Raw genomic sequence first — 23,041 nt, forward strand, 5'->3', positions numbered from 1 at the left:
ACGAGGAGCGTGCGGGGCTGCCCTGACGGGCGGCCCCGCTTCACGTCCCGGCTTGGCCCGTCCGGTGTCGTACAGGCCGCCGGAGTAGCGCGAACGGGACGGATTCGCGGCGGATATATTATTCTTGCTTGCATGTTTCTGTGCGCAGCTGCGCAATTAAGCAGCAATGGCGCGGATTTATACTATTCAGGGCGGGCGACTTAACCACGGATGTGGGAAACCAAGTTTTCCGTTGACGCCACAGCCGACCGCCGTATGGTGCGCGGCCAGCTACGGAATTCCGGATCGGCGCGGAGGTTGCGCACCGGATGTCATTGCTCGCGAAAGTGGGTTTCGTAGACGACACAAGACGCTCAGGGAGAAGCAACTTGCTCAATACAACTATTAAGGCCCTTCTGACCGGCGCGGCATTTGCCGTTCTGACCACGGGCGCCATGGCGCAGGAAGTCGCGCTGAAGTTCCAGTCGAGCGATCCGGCCGGCGATGCGAACTACCAGCTCTACAAGGAATGGGCTGACGGCGTCAGCGAGGAGACGGGTGGCAAGGTCTCCATCGAGCTCCTGCCGGTCGGCGCAGTCGTCGACTTTCAGGAAACCCTCGACGCGGTCGGCGCCGGCATCCTCGACGGCCACATCACCGACACCTCCTATTTCGCCGGCAAGGACGCGGCCTTCGGCCTGATCGCCAACCCGGTCGGCGCATGGTCGGACCCGCAGCAGATGCTGAAGTTCCTCAACGAGGGCGGCGGCAAGGAGCTGATGAACGAGCTGGTCGAGCCCTATGGCACGCACTTCTTCGGCGGCACCACCCCAGGCCTCGAGGCTTTCGTCTCGTCGGTCCCGCTCGAGGGCGTCGATGACCTGAAGGGTCTGAAGCTGCGCGCTCCGGCCGGTCTCGTGCAGAACATCTTCGCGGCCGCTGGCGCCTCGCCGGTGAACCTGCCGACCTCGGAAGTCTTCACCGCCCTCGACAAGGGCGTCGTCGACGCGGCCGACTACAGCGTCTTCCACGTCAACCAGGCGCAGGGCCTCAACGAGATCGCCAAGCACCCGGTCTTCCCGGGCTTCCACTCCATGCCGCTCATCGAGTTCTCGATGAACAAGCAGAAGTGGGATGCGCTGTCCGAGGACGTCCAGAAGACCCTCGAGGAATCGGTCGTCGAGCTGGCACAGCGCCAGAACGCCGCGCTGGCCGACAAGAACAGCAAGGCTGTCGAGGAAGCCAAGGCGCAGGGCGCCACGATCCACGACTGGTCCGACGAGGAGCGTGCGAAGTTCCGCAAGATCGCCATCGGCGAGTGGGAGAAGCAGGCCAGCCAGTCCGAGAACGCGCAGAAGGTGTACGACACCCTGACGACGTATCTCGAGAAGGAAGGCCTTCTCGCCGCACAGTAAGCAGACCGAGTATGACCGGCGGACGGGGCAGCGCGCCCCGTCCGCCTTTTTTTCCTCACCAAGGACGATCCGAGCATGACTCGTGACCCCATTGCCGTGGACGGACGCGATCCGGACCTCAGCGCCACCAGCGAAGGCACCGGAGACACCACGCCCGAGGCGGGGATTCTCGGGCGCAGCATCGAGCGAGTCGGCATCATCTTTGCCGCAGCCATCGTCCTTGCGGCGGCCATTCTGCTGTTCGAAATTTTCATGCGCTACGCGCTCGACAGCCCCACCAACTGGGTGCACGAGCTGAGCATCTTCCTGTGCGCCATCGCCTTCATCTACGGCGGCCTGTTCTGCGCCGCCCGCGACAGCCACATCCGTGTCGTGCTGATCTATGACGCGCTCGGCCCCCGCCTGCGCACCATCTTCGACGTGATCATCTACGTCATCAGCGCGATCTCGGCGGCCTTCTTCGCCTGGGCCTCCTGGCTCATGGTCAAGGGTTCGTTCTGGACCCCGAGCGGCGCTTTCCACATGGAAGGCACCGGGTCCGCCTGGAACCCGCCGACCCCCGCCCTTCTGAAGGGCTTTCTGTTCATCGTCATGATCATTCTGGCCGTCCAGTTCGTGGTGCTGGCCGTCAATCATGCTCGTCGCGCACGGCGCGGTTCCAAGCAGGACGCATAAATGGCCGAAATTCTCGACCTCGGCATCAATCTCAAGGCGCTTGGCATCGGCTACGGCACCCTGGTGATGTTCCTCATGCTGTTCGGGTTGCTCCTGACCGGCATGCCGCTCGCCTTCGTCACGCTTCTCGTGGCGCTGATCTTCGCTCTCGGCTGGTTCGGCCCGATGGCGGTGCCGCTGATCACCAGCCGGGTGTTCAGTTTCGTCTCGTCCTTCATCTTCGTCTCGGTGCCGATGTTCGTGCTGATGGCGGCGATCCTCGATCGATCCGGCATTGCGCGCGACCTGTTCGACGCCATGAAGCTGATCTCCAACCGCATTCGCGGCGGCGTGGCGATCCAGACCATCTTCGTGGCGGTCATCCTGGCGGCGATGAGCGGCATCATCGGCGGCGAGATCGTGCTGCTCGGGCTCCTGGCGCTGCCGCAGATGCTGCGTCTGGGCTACGACCGCAGCCTGTCAATCGGTGTCGTCTGCGCCGGTGGCGCGCTCGGCACGATGATCCCGCCCTCGATCGTCCTGATCGTCTACGGCCTGGCCGCCAACGTCTCGATCGGCGCGCTGTTCACCGCGTCCTTCCTGCCGGGCGTGATGCTGGCCAGTTTCTACGTGCTGTACATCCTGTTCCGGGCGTATTTCACCACGGGCGCGGTGCCGGATCCCGATCCGGAAATCATCCCGCTGTCGCAGAAGATCTCGCTGCTCAAGGGCCTGATCCTGCCGCTTCTGGTCGTCACCTTCGTGCTCGGCTCGATCTATGGCGGCATCGCCTCGGTCACCGAAGCATCGGCCATCGGCGTCGGCGGCGTGCTTCTTGCCACTATCGTGCGCGGCGAGTTCACCTTCGAGCTGCTGCGCGGCGCGGCCATGCAGACGCTGGCCACCGTCGGCATGATCGTCTGGATCGGCATCGGCGCCAGCGCCATCGTCGGCGTGTTCAACCTGATGGGCGGCATCGACTTCGTGTCGTCGCTGATCATCGGCATCTCGGACGAGCCGCTCTACGTGCTCCTGTTCATGATGCTGATCCTGTTCGTGCTCGGCATGTTCCTCGACTGGGTCGGCATCGCGCTGCTGACCCTGCCGATCTTCGTGCCGATCATCGTCGAGCTGGGCTACGATCCGATCTGGTTCGGTGTCCTGTTCTGCATGAACATGCAGGTGTCGTTCCTGTCGCCGCCCTTCGGCCCGGCCGCCTTCTACCTGAAGAGCGTCGCGCCGCCGGAGATCTCGCTCGGCGACATCTTCAAGGCCCTGCTGCCGTTCATTGCGCTGCAGATCCTGGCGCTTGCCGTGCTGATCATGTTCCCGGGCATCACCGGGCGCTAGACCGCAGCACAGGCCTGCAAGGCATCGAGGCCGGTCCGCCATCTTGGCGGGCCGGCCTTTTTCATGTGACGGCAACCATGTTCGCCGAACCCGGCGCCCATCCGACACGCTGCCGCAGATTTTCGGCGTCAGGAGACCTGTCCGAGTGGATACCGGCCGCGGGCCGGCTATATGCTGGGTCTCGTGGCCCTTCGGCCGCCGACGGCGCGGCGTTCAGCCCCGGAGGCGGCGCGCGGGCTCAGCCCTCGTCAGAAGGACTGCCGATCCCGCCGATGCTCGAATCGCTTTACCTCGTCATCCTCGTCGGCACCGTCCTCATCCTGCTGGCCGCGTTTTCCAGCCTCCTCGCCTTCCGCTTCGGCGCACCCCTCCTGCTTCTGTTCCTGTCGATCGGCCTTCTGACCGGCGTCGACGGACTGGGCATCGACTTCGACAATGCCGACCTCGCCTATTTCGTCGGGACACTGGCGCTGGCGATCATCCTGTTCGATTCCGGCTTCGGCACGTCCCTCCAATCCTTCCGCCAGGCCGCGGTGCCGGCGGTCATGCTGGCGACGGTCGGCGTCCTCATCACCGCGATCCTGTTCGGCTTCGCGGCATCATGGCTCCTGGGCCTGCCGATCCTCGAAGGCATGCTGCTCGGCGCCATCGTCGGCTCGACCGATGCGGCGGCCGTGTTCTTTCTCCTGCGCGTTGGCGGCATCACCATCCGCGAGCGCGTCCGTTCGCTGCTGGAGATCGAATCCGGCACCAACGATCCGATGGCGATCTTCCTGACCATCGCGCTGGTCGAGTTGCTGTCGTCGGGCACGGGACTGGACGAACTCGGCGCGGACGTCTTCCTCGGCTTCGTGCGCCAGATGGGGCTCGGCGTTGCCTTCGGCTTTGCCGGTGGCTGGCTGATCCGCACGCTGGTCTCAAAGCTGGCGATCGATCGCGGTCTCCTGCCGATCTTCACCCTCGCCCTCGCCATGCTGGTCTTCGCCGCAACGGGAGCCGTGGACGGCTCGGGCTTCCTGGCCGTCTATATCGCCGGTCTCTACGCGGCCAATAGCGGCCTGCGCAGCGCCCCCAGCCTCAAGCGCTTCCAGGACGGGCTGACCTGGCTCGCGCAGATCGTCATGTTCCTGATCCTCGGCCTGCTGGCGACGCCGTCGGAGTTCGGCGCCATCCTCCTGCCGGCCATCGCGCTGGCGGCCTTCCTGATCTTCGTCGCGCGGCCCTTCGCGGTCTGGCTGTGTCTCCTGCCCTTCGATTTCCAGCGCCGCGAAGGCGCCTTCATCTCCTGGGTCGGCCTGCGCGGCGCGGTCTCGATCCTTCTGGCCATCGTGCCGCTGATCGGCGGCCTCGACGAGGCGCGGCTGTTCTTCAACACCGCCTTCATCATCGTCCTCGCCTCGCTGCTCGTGCAGGGCTGGACGCTGGGCCTCGTCGCCCGCCGCCTCGGCCTCGTCGTCCCGCCGCGGATCGGGCCGATCGAGAAGGTCGAGCTCGAACTGCCGGGCACCGCCAATCACGAGCTCCTGTCCTACCGTGTGGTCCCCGACAGCCCGGTGGCCCGCGGCGAGCGCATTCCGCGCTGGGCCCGTCCCTCGCTGGTCATTCGCGACGGCCAGTCCATGCGTTACCAGTATGCCGGACGACTGCGGGCCGGCGACTACGTCTATCTCTTCATCTCCCAGCGCTATCCGCCGTTGCTCGACCGGCTCTTCGCCAGCCCCGCGCGGGTGAGCCCGGACGATGCCGAGTTCTTCGGCGAGTTCACCGTCGATCCCGCCTCGCCGGCCAGCGGCCTTGCCGTTGCCTATGGTGCCCGCGTGTCGGACGCCGAGGCGGATCTGTCGATCTCGCAGATGATGATCGCGCGCCTCGGGGGCCGCGCCGAATATGGCGACCGGGTCACGGTGCGGCCGGTGGAACTGATCGTCCGCGAGGTCGGCGTCGACGGCAACGTCGTCAGTGCCGGCCTGTCGCTGGAGCCGGAGGGCGGGCGCGGCGGCCAGATCCCGCTCTTCCTCAATCTCCGCGATCTGCTGGCACTGGCGCACAAGGTGCTGGGCCGACGCAAGGCGGACTGAGGCTTAGGGGCGAAAACCGGCCGCCAGCGCGCCAACGCCGTTGCCCTCGCTCGGCCTCCCGCGCTACATCGCCTTCGGCGCCTGCGGCACCGCCCGGGCGCTTTCGACGGGGTACCCGCCTATCGACGGGACGCGGACGGTCCACCAAGATCGCCGGCGTCCTTCTGGCCTGATCCGGCGCCCCTCGGCGTGTTTCCATGAGGAGAACCACCATGACGCAGTTCAAGACGCTCGACGATGCCGACGTCACCGGCAAGCGCGTATTGCTGCGGGTCGACCTGAACGTGCCGATCAAGGACGGCGAGGTCGGCGACCGCACCCGCATCGAGCGGATCCTGCCGACCATCCGCGAGATCGCTGACAAGGGCGGCCGCGTCATCCTTCTCGCCCATTTCGGTCGCCCCAAGGGACAGCCGAACCCGGAGATGTCGCTGGAGCCGCTGGCACCCGTCCTGTCGCAGATGCTCGGCACGCCCGTCGGCTTTGCCGATGATTGCGTCGGACCCGTCGCTGCCGGCATCGTCGCGGCGCTGAAGGACGCCAATGTCGTCCTCCTCGAGAACACCCGCTTCCATGCCGGCGAAGAGAAGAACGACGAGGATTTCGCCAGCCAGCTTGCTTCGCTCGGCGACATCTTCGTCAACGACGCCTTCTCGGCCGCCCATCGCGCCCATGCCTCGACCGAGGGCCTCGCCCGCCATCTGCCATCCTATGCCGGCCGCACCATGCAGGCCGAGCTGGAAGCGCTGGAAAAGGGTCTTGGCAATCCCGAACGCCCGGTGGTGGCCGTGGTCGGCGGCGCCAAGGTCTCGACCAAGATCGATCTCCTCAGCAATCTCGTGACGCGTGTCGATGCGCTGGTCATCGGCGGCGGCATGGCGAACACCTTCCTCGCCGCGCAGGGGATCGATGTCGGCAAGTCGCTCTGCGAGCATGATCTGGCCAACACCGCCCGGTCGATCCTGGACGCGGCGAAGACCGCCGGCTGCGAGATCGTCCTGCCGGTGGATGCGGTCGTTGCCCGCGAGTTCAAGGCCGGCGCCGCCAACGAGACCGTCGCCGTCGATGCCGTTCCCGCCGATGCGATGATCCTCGATGCCGGGCCGAAGACCGTCGAACTGGTCTCCGGCTGGCTCGACAAGGCGAAGACGCTGGTCTGGAACGGCCCGCTCGGCGCCTTCGAGATCGAGCCCTTCGATGCCGCCACCATGGCGGCCGCCCGCCATGCCGCCCGTCGTACGAAGGCCGGCGACCTCGTCTCGGTCGCCGGCGGTGGCGATACCGTCGCGGCGCTCAACCAGGCCGGTGTCGCCGACGACTTCACCTATGTCTCAACCGCCGGCGGCGCCTTCCTGGAATGGATGGAAGGCAAGCCCCTGCCCGGTGTCGAGGTGTTGAAGGCCTGATCCGGACTTCGCCGCGGCGGTCAGCCGCTGCGGCGGGTCCGTCTCGGACCCATCCCGACCCGTTTTCGATTTCGCAACACGACGGAGCCGCCGCATGGCCATTGGCGACGCCTTCCTCTCCTGGCTCCTGTTTCCGGTCTATGTCTGGCAGGGCCTCGGCGTGCGCCGGCGCGTCGAGCGCATGGTGCCGCCAGCCGGCCGCCACAGCGGTCTCTGCGGAACGTCCGCCGGGACAGACGCCCCGATCCGCCTGCTGGTCATCGGCGACAGCTCGGCCGCCGGTGTAGGCGTGGATGTCATCGAGGACAGCCTGGCGCCGAAACTCGCCGAACGGCTCTACGCGCTGTCCGGCCGGGATGTCTTCTGGCGCGCCGCCGGCTCCAATTCCGCCGTCTCGGCGGACATCCGCGATCACGTGGTGCCGCATCTGGACGAGCCCTTCACCCATATCGTCCTGATGATCGGCACCAACGACGCCAAGAACTTCCACGGTACCCTGCGCTTCAAGAAGGCGTTCGGGACGCTGCTCTACGCCCTCAAGGCCAAATGGCCGGACGCCCGCATCGTCTGGTCGCCGCCCGTCGATTTCGAGAGGGTCCCGGCGCTGCCCCGCGGCCTTGCCACGGTGCTGGAACTGCGCGCCCGCATCGTGCGCCGCATGGGCGCGCGGCTCTGCGCCGAGCGCGGCGCCATCTCGGCCACCACCCTGCCCCGCGTCGAACCCGCCGGCTTCTCGCGCGACGGCTTCCATGCCTCGATCGAGGGCTACGCCTATGTGGCCAACCATCTGGTGACCTATGTCGTCGGCGATGCGGCTGCGTGGAGCTCCGGTGCCTCGGCCGGTTCACCCGAGACCGCGCCGGACTGAACGGCCGATCACGCCCTCAGAAGTGCACACGCTGCCATGCGCGACCGGTCCTGCCCTCAGGCATCGACGTTTGCGGGTCGCGGCCCGGCATGCTCTTCCAGCTTTTCCATGGTCAGGATCACCCGCAGGCCTTCCGGGCTGATCTGTCGCTGGATACCCGCATTCAGGCGGCTGGCCATGGCGTCGAGCATCACCGAGCCGAAGCCGGTGTGCTGTGCCTGATCGACATCATCGCCCGTCGGGGGCTCGGTCGGCGTTTCCGCCCACACCATCCGCACCGCGCCATCGCCGGCCGCCGACCAGCGAACCTCCAGGACGCCGCCGCTCCCGCGCAGCGCACCGTATTTGGCCGCATTGGTCGCCAGTTCGTAGAGGATCAGGCCAAGCGGGGTGACGGAAGACGAGGAGACCGTCACCGGGTCGCCCTCGATGGTCAGCTTGACCTCGTCGATCCCCGCATAAGGCTTCAGAACGCTCGTCACGATCCCGGCGAGCTGCGTTTCGCGGGCGCTCTGCGTATCGGCATGGGCCCGGGCCAGCGCGTTGATCCGCCCGCGCGCCTCGTCCGCCGCCTCCATGGGGGTGGTGGCGTGCTTGGCCGCCAGTGTGACCAGCGAGGCGGTGATGGCGAAGAGGTTCTTCACCCGGTGATCGAGCTCGTGGGTCAGCATCTCGGCATTGCCGTGGGCCTTTTCGAGCCCGCGATTGGCCACCTCCAGTTCCTCGGTGCGCTCCTCGACCCGCCGCTCCAGCACACGGCCCGCCTCGCGCAGCTGTTCGGTCAGCGTCTCGTTTTCGCGCCGATAGTCCCGTAGCCAGCTCGTCGCCCGGCGCATCGCCTGCCGGGTCCCCGCCAGCTCCTTGGTCCACATGGACGGCAACGGGATGTCCCCGAAATCACCCTCCGAGATGCGTTCCGCCTGGGACGCTAGGGCGCCGAGCGGCCGCGTCAGGGCCCGTGCCAGAAGCACGCCAAGCAGCGCGGTCAGTGCCGCCACGCCCGCGACCACAGCAATTCCGATGTTGCGGACGCTGTGGATCGGTCCGAGAATGTCGCTCTCCGGCAGGTAGGTAACGACCGCCCAGGGGGTCCGCGACCCGGCCAGCCGCTTGACCGCGCCACGCCAGTTCTCCCCGTTGGCCTCGAAACGGGTCAGCCGCGTCTCGCCCGGTTTCACGCTGGCGAGACCGCCCGGCAGGGTGCTAACCGCCTGGGCCAGTGCCGGATCGTCGATTTCCCAGACTCGGGCAAAGCGCTGCCCGCCGGAGACGTCCTCGGCCAGCAGGAAGGACGAGTCGCGGTGGGCGATCACTTCGCCCGATTGCGAGACGATTGCGGCCGACCCGCGCTCGCCGATCCTCAGACCGTCCAGGAATCTCGACAGCGCATGGATCTCGATGTCGATGCCGACCGCCCCGCGCATGCCCAGCCGATCGTCCGCCCGCACCGGTGTCGCGACCGTGATCCCCGGCCGCTGCGACGAGAAGAAGATGTAGGGGTCGGTCCAGACCACTTCTCGGCTCATCGACGCCTTCACGTACCAGGGCCGCGTGCGCGGATCGTAGGTATCGGCATCGTCGCGGCGCCGCGACACCGGCCGCAGATCCTCCGTCAGATAGACCAGCTCCACCGTCCGGGTCGGCTGCGTCGCGATCCGCTTCACCCGGTACTGGGCGCCCTCCACGGTGGTGTCGCGGCTGACATAGATGAACGAGCCATCGGCGGCACCGTAGAAGATGCCGGCGAAATCGATGCGCGATCGCAGGATTTCGTAGAAATAACGCTCCAGCGCCGGGCGGTCCGACGTGCCGAGGACCGGGCTTTCGGCCAGACGCTGGGACAGCGCCGCCGCATCGTCCGCGGGGTTGAGGAAGTTCTGGGTGAAGGTGGTGGTGTCGTCGGCGACCCGCTGCGTCAGTTGCTCGGCATAGGACAAGAGCACGTTCTGCGACGCGAAATAGGTCAGCGCCAGGATCGCCAGCAAGGCAACGACCTGCAGCGCGACGAGCGTCGACGTCAAAACCGTTCGAAAGGACCACATGCCGTTTTGTCCCCCCCACCCCAATGGCAGGACAGGGGCAAGTTTGAACGCACCGGCCACGATCCACAACCCGGCGGCCTGCCGGACATGACGGCATCCTGCCGGACGCGCCGCCCCGGAAGCGCTGGAATGAAGTGCAGTCCGAGAAGCACCGGCCCTCGCCGAAGACAAGCGGATGCCCCCGCGCCGATCAGCGCGAGAACACGCACGCTAAGCCGATGACATAAAAACCATATCGCGCGAGATCGGACAGTCCTCGAATAGACACGAATGTCTCGGCCGGTGAACCGGGTAATATCGCATCAGCAAATTTTTCGGCCACCGCGGAGCACCGATTGCATCTGCGAAGTTTGCGATCGCGGATAAATTTGCGGGAAGTCGATCAATGGTTTGCGATCAAGCGCTTACCGATGATGCGGGCCGGATATTACTCGCTGACCGGACATCGTCTCGCGCCACAACGGTTATAACCATTTGCGTCCCGTGGTATGTGCAGTGCGTCATGGCACCGCAATCGACAGGAGACGACATTTGCACGATTCCGTCAGCACGATTCATGCCTCGCACGCCCTTGATGGCGACCCGGACAAGCTGAACGATTATTACGCCGGCTGGGCCGGCCGTTACGACAAGGATGTCGGCGACCAGGACTATGGCTGTCCGCGCGTCGTCGCCTCGACTGCCCTGCTCGTGGCCGAGGCCTATCTCAACAAGGCACCCGGCGAGGTGTCGGTTCTCGATGCCGGCTGCGGGACCGGCCTTGCCGGCGAGGAACTGCGCAAGCGCGGCTTTCGCCACGTCGACGGCTTCGACCTGTCCAACGAGATGGTCGACATCGCGGCGAAAACCGGCGTCTACGGCAGGCTCGCCGGCGGCATCGACCTCAACGAAGATCACGAGAACCCGCTTGAGCAGCAATACCACATCATCGTCTGTGCCGGCGTCTTCACCCTCGGCCATGTCGAACCCCGCGCGCTGACCCGGATGGCGCGGTATCTCAAGGCCGACGGCCTGATGGTGATCTCGACCCGCAACAGCTATCTCGACGCGTCCGACTACGCCGCCGTGAGCAGGCAGCTGGAGGAAGAGGGCCTCGTCAGACTGGTGATGGAGATCCCCAACGCCCGCTACATCGCCGAGGAAGGCGCGCATTACTGGATCTACGGCCGCGGTCCGCGGGCCTGAGGCCGTCCGCCGAACTGAACGCATGAGGGCGCCCCTGCACTGGCCGGAGCGCCCTTTTTCTTCAGGCCAGAGCCCGGTCCACGCAAGCCCGCTCTATTCGGCCTCGTCCTCGTAGCCGACCAGATGCAGCGGCCGGGCGCGCGTCTGGCGCAGTTCGCACCAGCGCACCAGCGCCTCCTCGCGGCCATGGGTGACCCAGACCTCCTGCGGCCCGATCTCGTCGATCGTCTCGGTCAATTCGTCCCAGTCGCAATGGTCCGAAATGATCAGCGGCAGTTCCACGCCGCGCTGCCGGGCGCGCTGGCGCACCCGCATCCAGCCCGACGCGAAGCACGAGACCGGATCGGGAAACCGCCGGGCCCATTTGTCCGCAAAGGCCGAGGGCGGCCCCACCACCACCGTCCCGGCAAAGGCCGCCTTCGCCGTGCCCGCCTTTGCGTCGACGGTCGCGGGGCGCAATTCACCGAGGTCGATGCCTTCGCTCTGGTAGAAGTCGCAGAGCTTCTTCAGCGCGCCGTGGATGTAGATCGGGGCGTCGTAGCCCGCATCGCGCAGATGTTTGATCACCCGCTGCGCCTTGCCCAGCGCATAGGCGCCGACCAGATGCGCGCGCTCGGGAAACTGCGCCACGGAGGTCAGCAGCTTGTCCACCTCCCCCGCCGTGTCCGGATGGCGGAAGACCGGCAAGGCGAAGGTCGCCTCGGTGATGAAGACGTCGCAGGGCACCGGCTCAAAGCCGGCGCAGGTCGGATCGGCACGCCGCTTGTAGTCGCCGGACGCCACGATGGTCAGTCCCTTGTGGGACACCGCGATCTGCGCCGAACCCAGCACATGGCCAGCCGGGTGAAACGTCACGTCGACGTCGCGGATGCGGACCGTCTCGCCGATCGCCGCCTCCTGCCGTTCGACGCAGAACTCCTCGCCATAGCGAACGGCCATGATCGCCAGGGTCTGGCGCGTCGCCATGACCTTGGTGTGGCCGGAGCGGGCATGGTCGGCATGGCCATGGGTGATCAGGGCCCGCTCGACCGGGCGCACCGGATCGATGAAGAAACTGCCCGGCGGGCAGTAGAGCCCTTCCGGCGTCGGTCGCAGCAATTCGTCGGGACGCATGCGAAATTCCTCGTGGCGATGCTGCGGGGTCGGCTGCGCCGGCAAAGCCAAATCGCCCGGCGCGCATCGTGGTTCCTTTCGCAGCGCAACAGATTATGCTGGAAGGAGCGATCCGCCACCATTCGAGTCCGACCGATGCTGACCATCATTCCCGAATCCGACGCTGTCATCGCCTTCGAGATCGACGGGCGCATCGACAAGGACGACGTCGAGCGCGTCATCGCGGTGGTCGACACCAAGCTCGCCGAACGGCCCGGCGCGCTGTCGATCCTCGTCATCGTGCGCGAGGTCGGCATGTTCACCCCTGCCGCGATCGCCCGCGACCTGCAATATTCCCTCGGCCGCTTCCGCGACCTGTCGCGCTTCCGCCGCGTCGCGGTGGTCACCGACAAGAGCTGGGTGCGCTCGCTGGTCGGGCTGCAGGACCTCGCCATGCCCATGGTCGACATCAAGGCCTTTGCCCTCGCGGACGATGATATCGCCCGTCTCTGGGTGAAGAACGGCAACCCCGCGGCGACCTTCTGAGCCATGACCTCGGGTTTCGGACGCTGGTCGGCAACGGCCACCCACCATTCGCCGCTCGAGGATGCGCAGGGCATTCTCACCGGCGCCCTCATGGTCACGATCGGCCTGTCGATCCTCGCCCATCTCGGCTTCGTCACCGGCGGCACGGCCGGCCTGGCGCTGATCGTCTCCTACGCCACCGGCTGGAATGTCGGTATCGTGTTCTTCCTGATCAATCTGCCCTTCTACGGCCTGGCGATCACCCGCCTCGGCTGGGCCTTCACCATCAAGACCTTCCTCGCCGTCGCCTGCCTGTCCGTACTGACGGCGTTGCAGCCGGAATATTTCACGCTTGGCGCGGTGAATCCGCTGGTCGGTGCGGTGCTGGGCGGCGTCCTGATCGGCTACGGGCTTCTCGCCCTCTACCGCCACCGGGCCAGCCTTGGCGGCGTCGGCATCCTGGCGATCTACCTGCAGGACCGGCTGGGCTGGAAGGCGGGACTGACGCAGCTCGCCGTCGATCTGGTGATCCTGGTCCTGTCCTTCGCCGTCGCCGACCCGGTCGCCATCGTCTATTCGATCATCGGCGCCTTGGTGCTGAACCTGTGGCTCGCCGTCAATCACCGGCCTGACCGCTACATCGCCGCCTGACGCGAACCGTCGCCATCGCGCGGGTCGACGGCGGCCACCAGCTCCTCACGCTCGCGCGGCAGGTAGACGGCGCGGTCCGTGCCAGGTCCGCCATTCTCCGCCTCCAGCCGGACCACGGCCTTCAGCATCGTCTCGCGCAGGCGGCACTGCATCGTCCAGCCGGTGGAGGGATCGGAGGCCGCCGCGAGGAACCAGACCAGCATGCCGGAACGGTCCTGGTCGACCACATAGACGTCGGCCGTCTCCCGGTTGATGACGTCCTCGTCGTTCTGGACGAACTCCTGGAAGGCCTCGCGCAGCCGGTCGACATCGGCCCGGTGGTCCAGCCGCAGCGCCACGATCTTGGTGATGCTGGAATCCTGCTTGGTCCAGTTCTCGAAGGTGTGGGAGACCAGCTCGTTGACCGGCACGATCAGCCGCCGGTTGTCCCAGGTCTGCAGCTGAATGTAGGTGAAGTTGATCTTCTCCACGTAGCACCACTGGTCGTCGTAGAGCACCGCGTCGCCGATGCGGGCGGTCTTGGCCAGCGCGATCTGCAGGCTCGCCATGATGTTGGCCAGCACCGAGCGGGCGGCGAAGGCGAGCACCAAGCCGATCACGCCGGCCGAGGCCAGCAGCGAGAAGCCGAGGGATTCGAACGCATTGGTCTGGATCAGGACGAGCGACACGCCGGCGCCCAGCGCCAGCACGATGGCGACGCGCCGGGCCGCCGAGATGTTGGTGTAGAGATCGCGCTGCTCGGCCGCTTCGGAATCGCCGAGCGCCTCCACGTTGCGCTGCACGACGCGGTCGAGGACGGCATCGACGATGCGCACGCCGATCATGGCGAGCGCGATGACGAACAGGGTCGACTGCAACGGCGTCAGGAACCGGTTCACCGCCCCGGAGAAGGTGAACAGCAGCGTGTTCACCAGCGAGAAGGTGCCGACGCAGGCCATCAGCGCGACTGGCATCTGGATGGAGTCGAGGATCCGCCGGGCAATACGCGACGGCTGCCGCCACTTCACCCGGCCGACCCAGGCATGGACCAGGAAGGCGGCGCCGATGGCAATCAGGAGAACCAGCGGAAGCGCCACCACCTCCCACCAGGCCAGCGTCCAGAAGGCGCGTTCCCGCAGAAAGCCCGGCAGCGACTGCTCGAACCGGGTCGGCCCGTAGATTTCGTGGAGGGCCAGAATGTTGCCGACGGTCTGCCGGGAGAACAGCCAGACCGGCTCGCCATCCGCAGGCTTGACCCGCGCGATCCGCACCGAGACCGGCCGGTCCGGCAGTTCGAGGATCGCCAGCCGGATGTTGCGCCGTGGCTCTCCGGCCATCGGGTTCTCAGCCGCGACGTTGGTCGCCATCGCGTCGGGCCGGTCCGACAGATCGCCCCAGTCGAGCCACATGCCGTTCTCCGCGATGTCGAACATCCGCTTCGCCAGCACCGGTCCCATCTCGGCCTGCAGCGCCGGGTCGATGTCGGAAAGGTCCAGCATATGGGTCGCCATCTCCCAGTTCCGGGCATTGGCGGCGGCGACGAAGCTCTCCATCATCCCCTGCGGAGTCTCGTGACCGATATAGGCCTCGGCCGGGGGCAGCCCGCTGTTCAGCGTGTCGATCTCGTAGTAACGGGTCGGCGCACTGTCCTGGGCGGCGGCACCGGTCAGCGTCGCGAGAAGGATGAGGAAGACTGCAAGCAAGCGCATCGGCGGGCCCGGACTGAGGGTTCGTGGTCGAGAAGTCTGCCTAACTAGGCAGCCGGGCCCCTTCGCCTAGCTTAGCAATTGCAGCAACGGCGATCCGGCCCGCCGGAGCCTGTCCACGAAACCGGTCCGCGGACGCACGCGACCCGACGAGACAAGGCGGCGCAATTTCATGACAGCGACCATCTGGCTGACCGTTGCGGCAATGATCGCCTTTGCCGGCAATTCGCTGCTGGCGCGCCTTGCTCTCGCCGACGGCGCCATCAACGCGGCGGGCTTCACCGGCCTGCGGCTTCTCTCCGGCGCGCTGGTCCTGGCGTTCATTCTCCTGAAGGCACGGGGCCAAACGCCGGTGCGCTGGCGCACGCTGGAAGGGAGCTGGGCATCGGCGCTGGCGCTCTTCGTCTACGCCCTCGCCTTTTCCCTTGCCTATCTGAAGCTTGGCGCGGCCGTCGGTGCGCTGATCCTCTTCGCCGCAGTGCAGGCCTCGATGATCGGCTGGGGCCTCATCCGGGGCGAGCGGCCCGGCACCCGCGAGGCGCTGGGCCTCGTCGTGGCGGCCGGGGCCTTCGTCTGGTGGCTGGTCCCCGGCCTTACCCGGCCCGATCCGCTCGGCACCGCGCTGATGATCGTCTCCGGCATTGCCTGGGGCGTCTATTCGCTGCACGGCCGGGGTGCGGCCGACGCCACCCGCGCCACCGCCGGCAACTTCATCCGCACCGTTCCGCTGGCGCTGCCGCTCGTTGCGCTCTCGCTGTTTCAGGCGGGCATCGGCGGTGCCGGGCTCCTCATCGCCATCGTCTCGGGCGCCGTCACCTCCGGTCTCGGCTATGTCCTGTGGTATCGGGCGCTGAAGGGCCTCACCGCGCTGTCGGCGGCCATCGTGCAATTGTCCGTGCCGATCATCGCCGCCCTGGGCGGCGTCCTGTTCCTCTCCGAGGACCTCGGCCTGCGCTTCGTCATCGCGGCCGGCCTCGTTCTCGGCGGCATCGCCTTCGCGCTTTCGACACGCCGACGCTGAGACGGGACATCGGCGGGACGCGACACTATCTGAAGCGCTGTGACCGTTAGACCCGACCCCTTCCTGCCCGGCTCCGCGCCGTTCCCCCTGCCCGCGCCGTTCCTGGAATGGTTCGCGCGCAATGGCTGGAGCCCGCGTCCGCACCAGCTCGACCTCCTGGCCCGCGCCGAATCCGGCGCGTCGTCGCTGCTGATCGCGCCGACCGGGGCCGGCAAGACGCTGGCGGGCTTCCTGCCGTCCCTCGTCGATCTGCACCGCCGCGGCCGGCCGAAGCCCGGCACGCGGCCCTATGGCGTCCACACGCTCTACATCTCGCCGCTGAAGGCACTGGCCACCGACATCGCCCGCAACCTGGAAAAGCCCGTCACCGAGATCGGCCTGAAAGTGACCCTGGAGACCCGCACCGGCGACACCTCGCAGGTCCGCCGCCAGCGACAGAAACTGAAGCCGCCGGACATCCTCCTGACGACGCCCGAGCAGATCGCCCTGCTGATCGCCGGCAAGGATGCGCGCGGCTTCTTTTCGGACCTGCGCTACGTCATCTTCGACGAGCTGCATTCGCTTGTCACCTCCAAGCGCGGGCACCTTCTGTCGCTCGGCCTCGCACGCCTGCGCATGCTGCGCCCGGACATCCAGACCATCGGCCTGTCGGCGACCGTGTCCGAGCCCGACGATCTGCGCCGCTGGCTGGTCTCGCAGGCGCCCGGCGGCGGCGTGGAGGAAATCGCGGACGCGGACGGCGTCCTGCCGGACGTCGCCCCAGACGCCGATCCTCGCCTGTCGGAGCTGATCACCGTCGCCGGTGGCGCCAAGCCGGAGATCACCATCCTGAAATCCTCCGAACGTGTGCCCTGGCAGGGGCACACGTCGCGCTACGCCATGCCGGAGATCTACGAGGCGATAAAGGCCCACAAGACGACGCTGCTCTTCGTGAACACCCGCTTCCAGGCCGAGATGCTGTTCCAGGAGCTGTGGCGGATCAATGACGAGACGCTGCCGATCGCGCTGCATCACGGCTCGCTGGATGTCGGGCAGCGGCGCAAGGTCGAGGCCGCCATGGCCGCCAACCAGCTGCGCGCCGTCGTCGCCACCTCGACGCTCGATCTCGGCATCGACTGGGGCGATGTCGACCTTGTCGTGCATGTCGGCGCGCCGAAGGGCGCCTCGCGTCTTGCCCAGCGGATCGGCCGCTCCAACCACCGCATGGACGAGCCGTCCAAGGCGATCCTCGTGCCGGCCAACCGCTTCGAGGTGCTGGAGTGCCAGGCCGCGCTCGACGCGAATTATCTCGGCGCGCAGGACACCCCCGCCATGCGCGACGGAGCGCTCGACGTGCTCGCCCAGCACGTCCTCGGCATGGCGGTGGCCGAACCGTTCCGGGCCGACGACCTCTATGCCGAGGTGACCACCGCCGCGCCCTATGCGAACCTCGATCGCGAGACCTTCGACCGGGTGATCGACTTCGTCGCCACCGGCGGTTACGCGCTGCGAGTTTACGAGCGCTATGCCAAGATTGTCCTCACCGAGGACGGCACCTGGCGGGTCAGCCATCCGCGCATCGCCCAGCAATACCGCATGAATGCTGGCACGATCCTCGACGCGCCATCGCTGCAGGTTCGGCTGATCCGGCGTCGCACCAAGAGTGCCATCGCCCGCGGCGGGCCGATCCTCGGCAAGATCGAGGAGGGCTTCGTCGAGGCGCTGGCGCCAGGCGACACCTTCTCGTTCTCCGGGCAGGTGCTGCGCTTCGAGACGATTCACGAGAACCAGTGCCTCGTCACCAAGGCGGTGTCGGAGGATTCCAAGATCCCGACCTATGCCGGAGGCAAGTTCCCGCTGACGATCTTTCTGGCGGCGCAGGTCCGAGCGATGCTGGCCGACCCTGCGCGCTGGGGCGAACTGCCCGAGCAGGTGTCGGACTGGCTCGCCATCCAGCAGCGCAAGTCGCTGATCCCCGGGCCCGACGAGCTGTTGATCGAGACCTTTCCGAACGGCAAGCGCTTCTTTCTCGTCGCCTATCCCTTCGAGGGGCGATTGGCTCACCAGACCCTCGGCATGCTGCTGACCCGCCGGCTGGAGAGGGCCCGGGCCAAGCCGCTCGGCTTCGTCGCCACCGACTACGCCATCTCGATCTGGGGCCGCGGCGACATGGGCGCGATGATCGCCGACGGCCGCCTGTCCCTCGATGCCCTGTTCGACGAGGACATGCTGGGCGACGATCTGGAAGCCTGGATGGCCGATTCCTGGCTGCTCAAGCGAACCTTCCGGCAATGCGCGGTGATCTCGGGCCTGATCGAGAAGCGTCATCCGGGCCAGGAAAAGACCGGCCGCCAGGTCACTGTTTCGGCCGATCTGGTCTACGACGTGCTGCGCGCCCACGAGCCGGACCACATCCTGATGCGCGCCACCTGGGCCGATGCCGCGACGGGCCTTCTGGACGTCTCGCGGGTGTCGGACCTCCTCGGCCGGATCAAGCACCACATCGTCCACAAGAACCTCGACCGGGTCACGCCACTGGCTGTGCCGATCATGCTGCAGATCGGTCGCGAGAGCGTCATGGGCGAGGCGCGCGACGACCTTCTGGCCGAGGCGGCGGAAGAGGAACTGGTCCGCGCCGCGCTCGACTGAGCCGAGGGCGCTGGCGATTTCGGCTAGGTCCGAATCTCGTCGGTCCAGACCTTGAAGCCGGTCAGCGTGTTCGGCCCGAAAGTATGGGTCAGCGGCACGTCAGAAGCATCGCGACCCTGCGCGATCAGGACGCGTCCCCAGCGCGGCGCGTTGTTGCGCGGATCGAAGGTCCACCAGCGGCCGCCTAGATAGACCTCCATCCAGGCGGCGAAATCCATCTCGCCATGGGGCGGCGCCAGCCCGATGTCGCTGATGTAGCCGGTGCAGTAGCGGGTCGGGATGTTCATCGCCCGGCACATGGCAACGGCGAGATGGGTGTAGTCACGGCACACCCCCACCCGCTCCGAATAGGTTTCGGCTGCGGTGCGCGTCGGCCGGGAATATTCGTAGCCGAAGCGTACATGGTTGTGGACGAAGTCGCAGATCGCCTGCACCCGCGGCCAGCCGAGCGGCGTGTTGCCGAACAGCCGCCACGCTTCCTCCGACAGGAGGTCGGTCTCGCAGTAACGGCTGCCGAGGAGAAACAGCAGCGTATCGGCCGGCAAATCCTCGACGGCGTGCTGCACGGCATCGAGGCCGACCGGATCGGACAGGCCGTCGTCGTGGATGATCCCGTCCGTGCCCAGCGTGAACGCTCCGGCGGGCGCGACCAGACGGTTGCACCAATTGCCGAAACTGTCGCGGTAGTTCTCGATATTCACCGAGGGCGTCGTGACCAGATGGTCAGGACGCTCGAGCGACCCGGCGCGCGAATAATGGACGTTGAGATTGATGATCATCGGCGTCGGCATCGGGAACTGGTAGTTCAGTTCGCAGCCCAGTCGAATGCGCATGCGCGCCCCTTTTCCCGAGCCCTGCCCATCCCGTTCCGCCCGGCCACGGCGACAACGGTCTTCAGCTGTTGCAAGCCGCACTGCCATGCAGCCGGACACCGGACCCGGCGCCTCCGGCGCGGGCTCGGCCAACCTCTTCGGACCCTAGGCGCTCGCCAGGGGTTTGGCGAGGCATCGTTATTGCGTCGGGCGGCCAGCTCGGCCTAGCGGAACATCAGCACCGGCCGCAGGCAGGAGCGGACGATCTCGCTGGTAGTCGAGCCGATGAAATAGCTGCGGATACGCGAATGGCCGTAGGCACCCATGACGATGAGATCGATCTCGTCGCGCTCGACATGGGCGGCGATGACGGCGTCGGGCTCGCCCTTTTGCAGAATGCCGGTGGCGTCGTAGCCGGCGGCGTTCAGCGTCTCCACGGCCCGGTCGAGCCGGGGATCGCTGGTCTTGTCGGAGACCATCAGGAGTTCGCAGGCCGCCCCCTTCAGAAGCGGGCTGGCGACCAGATGGTCCAGCGCCTTGGCAACGCTCGGACCGCCGTCGAAGGCGACGAGGAAGCGCTTGACCGGCCGGAAGGCCCGGGCGCTGACCAGCACCGGGCGCGTCGCGCCGCGCAGGACGCGTTCCAGGTTGGAGCCGAGATGCAGCTTGGCGAAATCGGCCGCCTCGCCGCGCTTGCCGATGACCAGCAGCTCCGCGCCACTCTCCTGCTCGCGGACCGTATCCACCAGATCGCCCGACAGGAGCCGTTCCGAGACGCTTTCAACACCGCGGTCGCGCAGCCGCGCGGCGCCTTCCGAGAGCACCAGCCGGCCGCGCTTGCGGGCCAGCCGGCCCTTCTGCTCGTCGAACTCGGCCAGTTCCTTCAGAAGCTGCTCGCGCTCGCCGAGATCGAGGCTGCCGGAATAATCCGCCGGCGCCGAGGCCGTGTCGCGCCGCCCGATGACGTGCAGGAGATCGACCTCGGCCGACAGTCGTTCCGCCGCCCAGGCGGCGTTGTCGCAGACGCTCTGCGAATATTGCGAACCGTCGACGAGTGCCAGGATCTTGGTCATCTGGGTCCTCCCTTGCGCGGCGAGTGTTCTCGCCTGTCCTTCCGACGCGACCCGCAGGGCGGCCCCCGTCACAGTGACAGGAACCGGCCGGGTTCGCCTGCTTTCATGGGTATTAGTGGCCCGGGGCCGTGTCCAGCGCGCCCGGCTTGTCGGCGACGCCGAGCCGGTCGACCAGGGTCGTGCTGGCCTCGTTCATGCCCAGCACCTCGACCTCGGTGCCCTCGCGGCGGAACTTGATCACCGCGCGGTCGAGCGCGCCGACACCCGACAGGTCCCAGATATGGGCCCGCGAGACGTCGATGATCACCTTGTCCAGGGCTTCCTTGAAGTCGAAGGCGGCTGCGAAATCCTCCGCCGAGGCGAAGAACACCTGACCGATCACGCGATAGGTCCGCTCGCGGCCATCGCCCGACAGGGTCGAGGTAACCGAGAAGATCTGCGCCACCTTGGAGGCAAAGAAGATGCCCGAGAGCATCACGCCGACAATGACGCCGATGGCGAGATTGTGCGTCCACACCACCGTGATGACAGTCGCCAGCATGACGATCGACGAGCGCCGGGGATGGGTCTTCAGATTGACGATGGATTCCCAGGAGAAGGTACCGATCGACACCATGATCATGATGGCGACCAGCGCCGCCATCGGGATCACCGCCACCCAGTCGCCGAGAACGACGATCAGGAACAGAAGCGTCACGCCGGCAAAGAAGCAGGACAGCCGGCCACGGCCGCCCGACTTCACGTTGATCACCGACTGGCCGATCATCGCGCAGCCCGCCATGCCGCCGAAAAAGCCGGTGACGGTGTTGGCGATGCCCTGGCCATAGCATTCCTGGTTCTTGTTCGAACCGGTGTCGGTCAGGTCGTCCACCACCTGGGCCGTCATCAGCGATTCCAGCAGGCCGACCACCGCAATGCCCGCCGAATAGGGCAGGATGATCTGCAGCGTCTCGAGCGTGAACGGCACGTCCGGGATGAAGAAGGTCGGCAGCGAGGACGGCAGGTCACCCATGTCGCCGACGACCCGCAGGTCGAGGCCGAAGGTCAGCGACAGCGCGGTCAGGACGACGATCGTCACCAGCGGCGACGGCACCGCCGTGGTGATGCGCGGCAGCAGGTAGATGATGGCCAGACCCAGCGCGACCATGGCGTAGGTGATCGACGGCACCCCGACGAGTTCGGGGATCTGCGCCATGAAGATGAGGATCGCCAGGGCGTTGACGAAGCCGGTCATCACCGAGCGCGAGACGAAGCGCATGGCGTTGCCGAGCTTCAGGACGCCCGCCAGCAACTGCAGCAGTCCGGCGAGAATGGTCGCGGCGAAGAGATACTGCAGGCCGTAATCAGCCACCAGCGTGATCATCAGGACGGCCGTGGCCGCCGTCGCGGCCGAGATCATGCCCGGTCGGCCGCCAAAGATCGAGGTGAGGACGGCGATCGAGAAGGAGGCGTAGAGGCCGACCTTCGGGTCGACGCCGGCGATGATCGAGAAGGCGATGGCCTCGGGGATCAGGGCGAGCGCCACGACGAGACCGGACAACAGGTCGCCGCGGATATTGCCAAGCCAGTCGGCGGAAAGGGTGCGAGTCGAGAACATCGGCTCCAGGAACATCTGCACGTCGTGCGGCTGCGGTGGCCTCGGCGATGCCGGCCATGCGTGATCTGCACGAAATGTGATTGGCCGAGGGATAGGCGCCCGGCATAGCCACCTGCCAGGGCAGGTCCATGTTGCGGCGCAAACATCGCCGATTGCGGCGGGCAAATCAACCCGCGACAAAATCCGCCTTGCCTTTGCCGGAATGCTCGGCTCGATAGAACGAAACGCGAATCAAACGGCAAAACGGGACCTTGCGGATGAATGCGCTGGCGCGGCGGCTGCGGCAGACGGAGTGCGACGGCGTGGAGATGCCCCTCGCCGGGGCGCGGATCGTATGCGATCCGTCCGGCGTCCTCTATGCCCCGGACGAACGCCTGCTGATCGTCTCCGACCTGCATCTGGAGAAGGGCGCCGCCTTTGCCCGGCGCGGCATGATGCTGCCGCCCTACGACACTGCCGCGACCCTGACGCTGCTGGAGGCGGCCCTGACGCGCTACGCCCCGCAGAGGGTCATCAGCCTCGGCGATTCCTTCCACGACCGGACCGGCGCGGCGCTGATGCCGGAGGCCTCGCGCGAGACGCTGCGCCGGCTGATGGCGGGCCGCGACTGGATCTGGATTTCCGGCAATCACGACCCCGAGCCGCCGGCCTTCGTCGGCGGCGAGACCCGCGAGGAGATCGCGGTCGGGCCCTGGACCTTCCGGCACGAGCCGAGCGCCGCCTATCGTGCCGGCGAGGTGGCCGGCCACCTGCATCCGGTCGCCCGCGTCGCCAATGGCGCGCGCTCGACCCGCGGCGCCTGCTTCGCCAGTGACGGATCGCGCATGATCATGCCGTCCTTCGGCGTCACGACCGGCGGCCTCAACGTCCTCGACCGGGCCTTTCACGGCCTGTTCGATCTGGCGACGGCCAAGGCCTATGTGATCGGCCTGACCCGCATCTACCCGATCGGCTTTCGCTCGCTCAGCCCCGGATAGGGC

Annotated in this window: 18 protein-coding genes and 1 other annotated feature; of the genes, 12 read left to right on the forward strand and 6 right to left on the reverse strand. The window is 66.9% G+C overall.

Annotated features, from left to right (window positions below):
• The first annotated feature begins 368 nt into the window (after positions 1-368).
• The 6 genes from N7I30_RS05565 (at position 369) to N7I30_RS05590 (ending at position 7,750) form a co-directional block, all read left to right on the forward strand.
• Positions 369-1,394, forward strand: a complete 1,026-nt coding sequence (locus tag N7I30_RS05565) for a TRAP transporter substrate-binding protein (protein ID WP_370266228.1) — start codon at positions 369-371, stop codon at positions 1,392-1,394.
• A gap of 75 nt (positions 1,395-1,469) precedes the next feature.
• Positions 1,470-2,069 carry a TRAP transporter small permease subunit gene (locus N7I30_RS05570; RefSeq protein ID WP_277020266.1) on the forward strand — a complete coding sequence of 200 codons (600 nt, stop codon included), beginning with the start codon at positions 1,470-1,472 and terminating at the stop codon, positions 2,067-2,069.
• The gene (locus N7I30_RS05575) at positions 2,070-3,398 is read left to right on the forward strand and encodes a TRAP transporter large permease (RefSeq protein ID WP_024349078.1); all 1,329 of its coding nucleotides are present in this window, start codon (positions 2,070-2,072) and stop codon (positions 3,396-3,398) included.
• Between the two features lie 272 nt (positions 3,399-3,670).
• A complete protein-coding gene (locus tag N7I30_RS05580) occupies positions 3,671-5,476 on the forward strand; it encodes a potassium/proton antiporter (RefSeq protein WP_187390376.1) in 1,806 nt (601 codons plus the stop codon).
• A 212-nt stretch (positions 5,477-5,688) separates the two neighbouring features.
• On the forward strand, positions 5,689-6,882 hold the full coding sequence (locus tag N7I30_RS05585; protein ID WP_498637317.1) for a phosphoglycerate kinase: 1,194 nt from the start codon (positions 5,689-5,691) through the stop codon (positions 6,880-6,882).
• Between the two features lie 94 nt (positions 6,883-6,976).
• Positions 6,977-7,750 (forward strand): SGNH/GDSL hydrolase family protein, encoded by a 774-nt coding sequence (locus N7I30_RS05590; protein ID WP_498637319.1) that lies wholly within the window; start codon positions 6,977-6,979, stop codon positions 7,748-7,750.
• A gap of 56 nt (positions 7,751-7,806) precedes the next feature.
• On the opposite strand, the gene N7I30_RS05595 is transcribed toward N7I30_RS05590, so the two are convergent.
• Positions 7,807-9,792 (reverse strand): sensor histidine kinase, encoded by a 1,986-nt coding sequence (locus tag N7I30_RS05595; protein WP_498637321.1) that lies wholly within the window; start codon positions 9,790-9,792, stop codon positions 7,807-7,809.
• Between the two features lie 531 nt (positions 9,793-10,323).
• On the opposite strand from N7I30_RS05595, the gene N7I30_RS05600 reads away from it, so the two are divergent.
• A complete protein-coding gene (locus N7I30_RS05600) occupies positions 10,324-10,977 on the forward strand; it encodes a class I SAM-dependent DNA methyltransferase (RefSeq protein ID WP_498637322.1) in 654 nt (217 codons plus the stop codon).
• Between the two features lie 93 nt (positions 10,978-11,070).
• On the opposite strand, the gene N7I30_RS05605 is transcribed toward N7I30_RS05600, so the two are convergent.
• Positions 11,071-12,090 carry a ligase-associated DNA damage response exonuclease gene (locus N7I30_RS05605; RefSeq protein WP_498637324.1) on the reverse strand — a complete coding sequence of 340 codons (1,020 nt, stop codon included), beginning with the start codon at positions 12,088-12,090 and terminating at the stop codon, positions 11,071-11,073.
• Positions 12,091-12,225: 135 nt separating this feature from the next.
• On the opposite strand from N7I30_RS05605, the gene N7I30_RS05610 reads away from it, so the two are divergent.
• Both N7I30_RS05610 and N7I30_RS05615 read left to right on the forward strand, forming a co-directional pair.
• Entirely contained in the window at positions 12,226-12,615 is a 390-nt protein-coding gene (locus tag N7I30_RS05610) for a SpoIIAA family protein (RefSeq protein ID WP_228238144.1), read from the forward strand.
• Positions 12,616-12,618: 3 nt separating this feature from the next.
• Positions 12,619-13,245 (forward strand): YitT family protein, encoded by a 627-nt coding sequence (locus N7I30_RS05615; RefSeq protein ID WP_024349086.1) that lies wholly within the window; start codon positions 12,619-12,621, stop codon positions 13,243-13,245.
• Here the strand turns inward: N7I30_RS05615 and N7I30_RS05620 are convergent.
• A complete protein-coding gene (locus tag N7I30_RS05620; protein ID WP_498637327.1) occupies positions 13,230-14,933 on the reverse strand; it encodes a mechanosensitive ion channel family protein in 1,704 nt (567 codons plus the stop codon). The two genes, N7I30_RS05615 and N7I30_RS05620, sit on opposite strands and share 16 nt — an antisense overlap.
• A 169-nt stretch (positions 14,934-15,102) precedes the next feature.
• Between N7I30_RS05620 and N7I30_RS05625 the strand changes: the two genes are divergently transcribed.
• Both N7I30_RS05625 and N7I30_RS05630 read left to right on the forward strand, forming a co-directional pair.
• A complete protein-coding gene (locus N7I30_RS05625) occupies positions 15,103-15,951 on the forward strand; it encodes a DMT family transporter (protein ID WP_498637328.1) in 849 nt (282 codons plus the stop codon).
• 39 nt (positions 15,952-15,990) lie between these two features.
• Positions 15,991-18,579, forward strand: a complete 2,589-nt coding sequence (locus tag N7I30_RS05630) for a ligase-associated DNA damage response DEXH box helicase (RefSeq protein ID WP_498637330.1) — start codon at positions 15,991-15,993, stop codon at positions 18,577-18,579.
• A gap of 23 nt (positions 18,580-18,602) precedes the next feature.
• Here the strand turns inward: N7I30_RS05630 and N7I30_RS05635 are convergent, their stop codons facing one another.
• The 3 genes from N7I30_RS05635 to N7I30_RS05645 form a co-directional block, all read right to left on the reverse strand.
• Positions 18,603-19,412 (reverse strand): transglutaminase-like domain-containing protein, encoded by an 810-nt coding sequence (locus tag N7I30_RS05635; protein WP_024349090.1) that lies wholly within the window; start codon positions 19,410-19,412, stop codon positions 18,603-18,605.
• Positions 19,413-19,615: 203 nt separating this feature from the next.
• Positions 19,616-20,464, reverse strand: a complete 849-nt coding sequence (locus N7I30_RS05640; protein WP_498637332.1) for a universal stress protein — start codon at positions 20,462-20,464, stop codon at positions 19,616-19,618.
• Between the two features lie 112 nt (positions 20,465-20,576).
• Complete coding sequence (locus N7I30_RS05645; protein WP_277020366.1) at positions 20,577-22,061, reverse strand: SulP family inorganic anion transporter; 1,485 nt, start codon at positions 22,059-22,061, stop codon at positions 20,577-20,579.
• Positions 22,062-22,139: 78 nt separating this feature from the next.
• Positions 22,140-22,192, reverse strand: a sequence feature (sul1 is cis-regulatory element that is thought to sense ions involved in sulfur or methionine metabolism; They are found in Alphaproteobacteria).
• Positions 22,193-22,318: 126 nt separating this feature from the next.
• Between N7I30_RS05645 and pdeM the strand changes: the two genes are divergently transcribed.
• Positions 22,319-23,038 carry a ligase-associated DNA damage response endonuclease PdeM gene (gene pdeM, locus N7I30_RS05650; protein ID WP_498637334.1) on the forward strand — a complete coding sequence of 240 codons (720 nt, stop codon included), beginning with the start codon at positions 22,319-22,321 and terminating at the stop codon, positions 23,036-23,038.
• The last annotated feature ends 3 nt before the right edge of the window (positions 23,039-23,041 follow it).

Origin of the sequence: Aurantimonas litoralis (genome assembly GCF_026153195.1) — a bacterium.
GTDB classification, from domain to species: domain Bacteria; phylum Pseudomonadota; class Alphaproteobacteria; order Rhizobiales; family Rhizobiaceae; genus Aurantimonas; species Aurantimonas coralicida.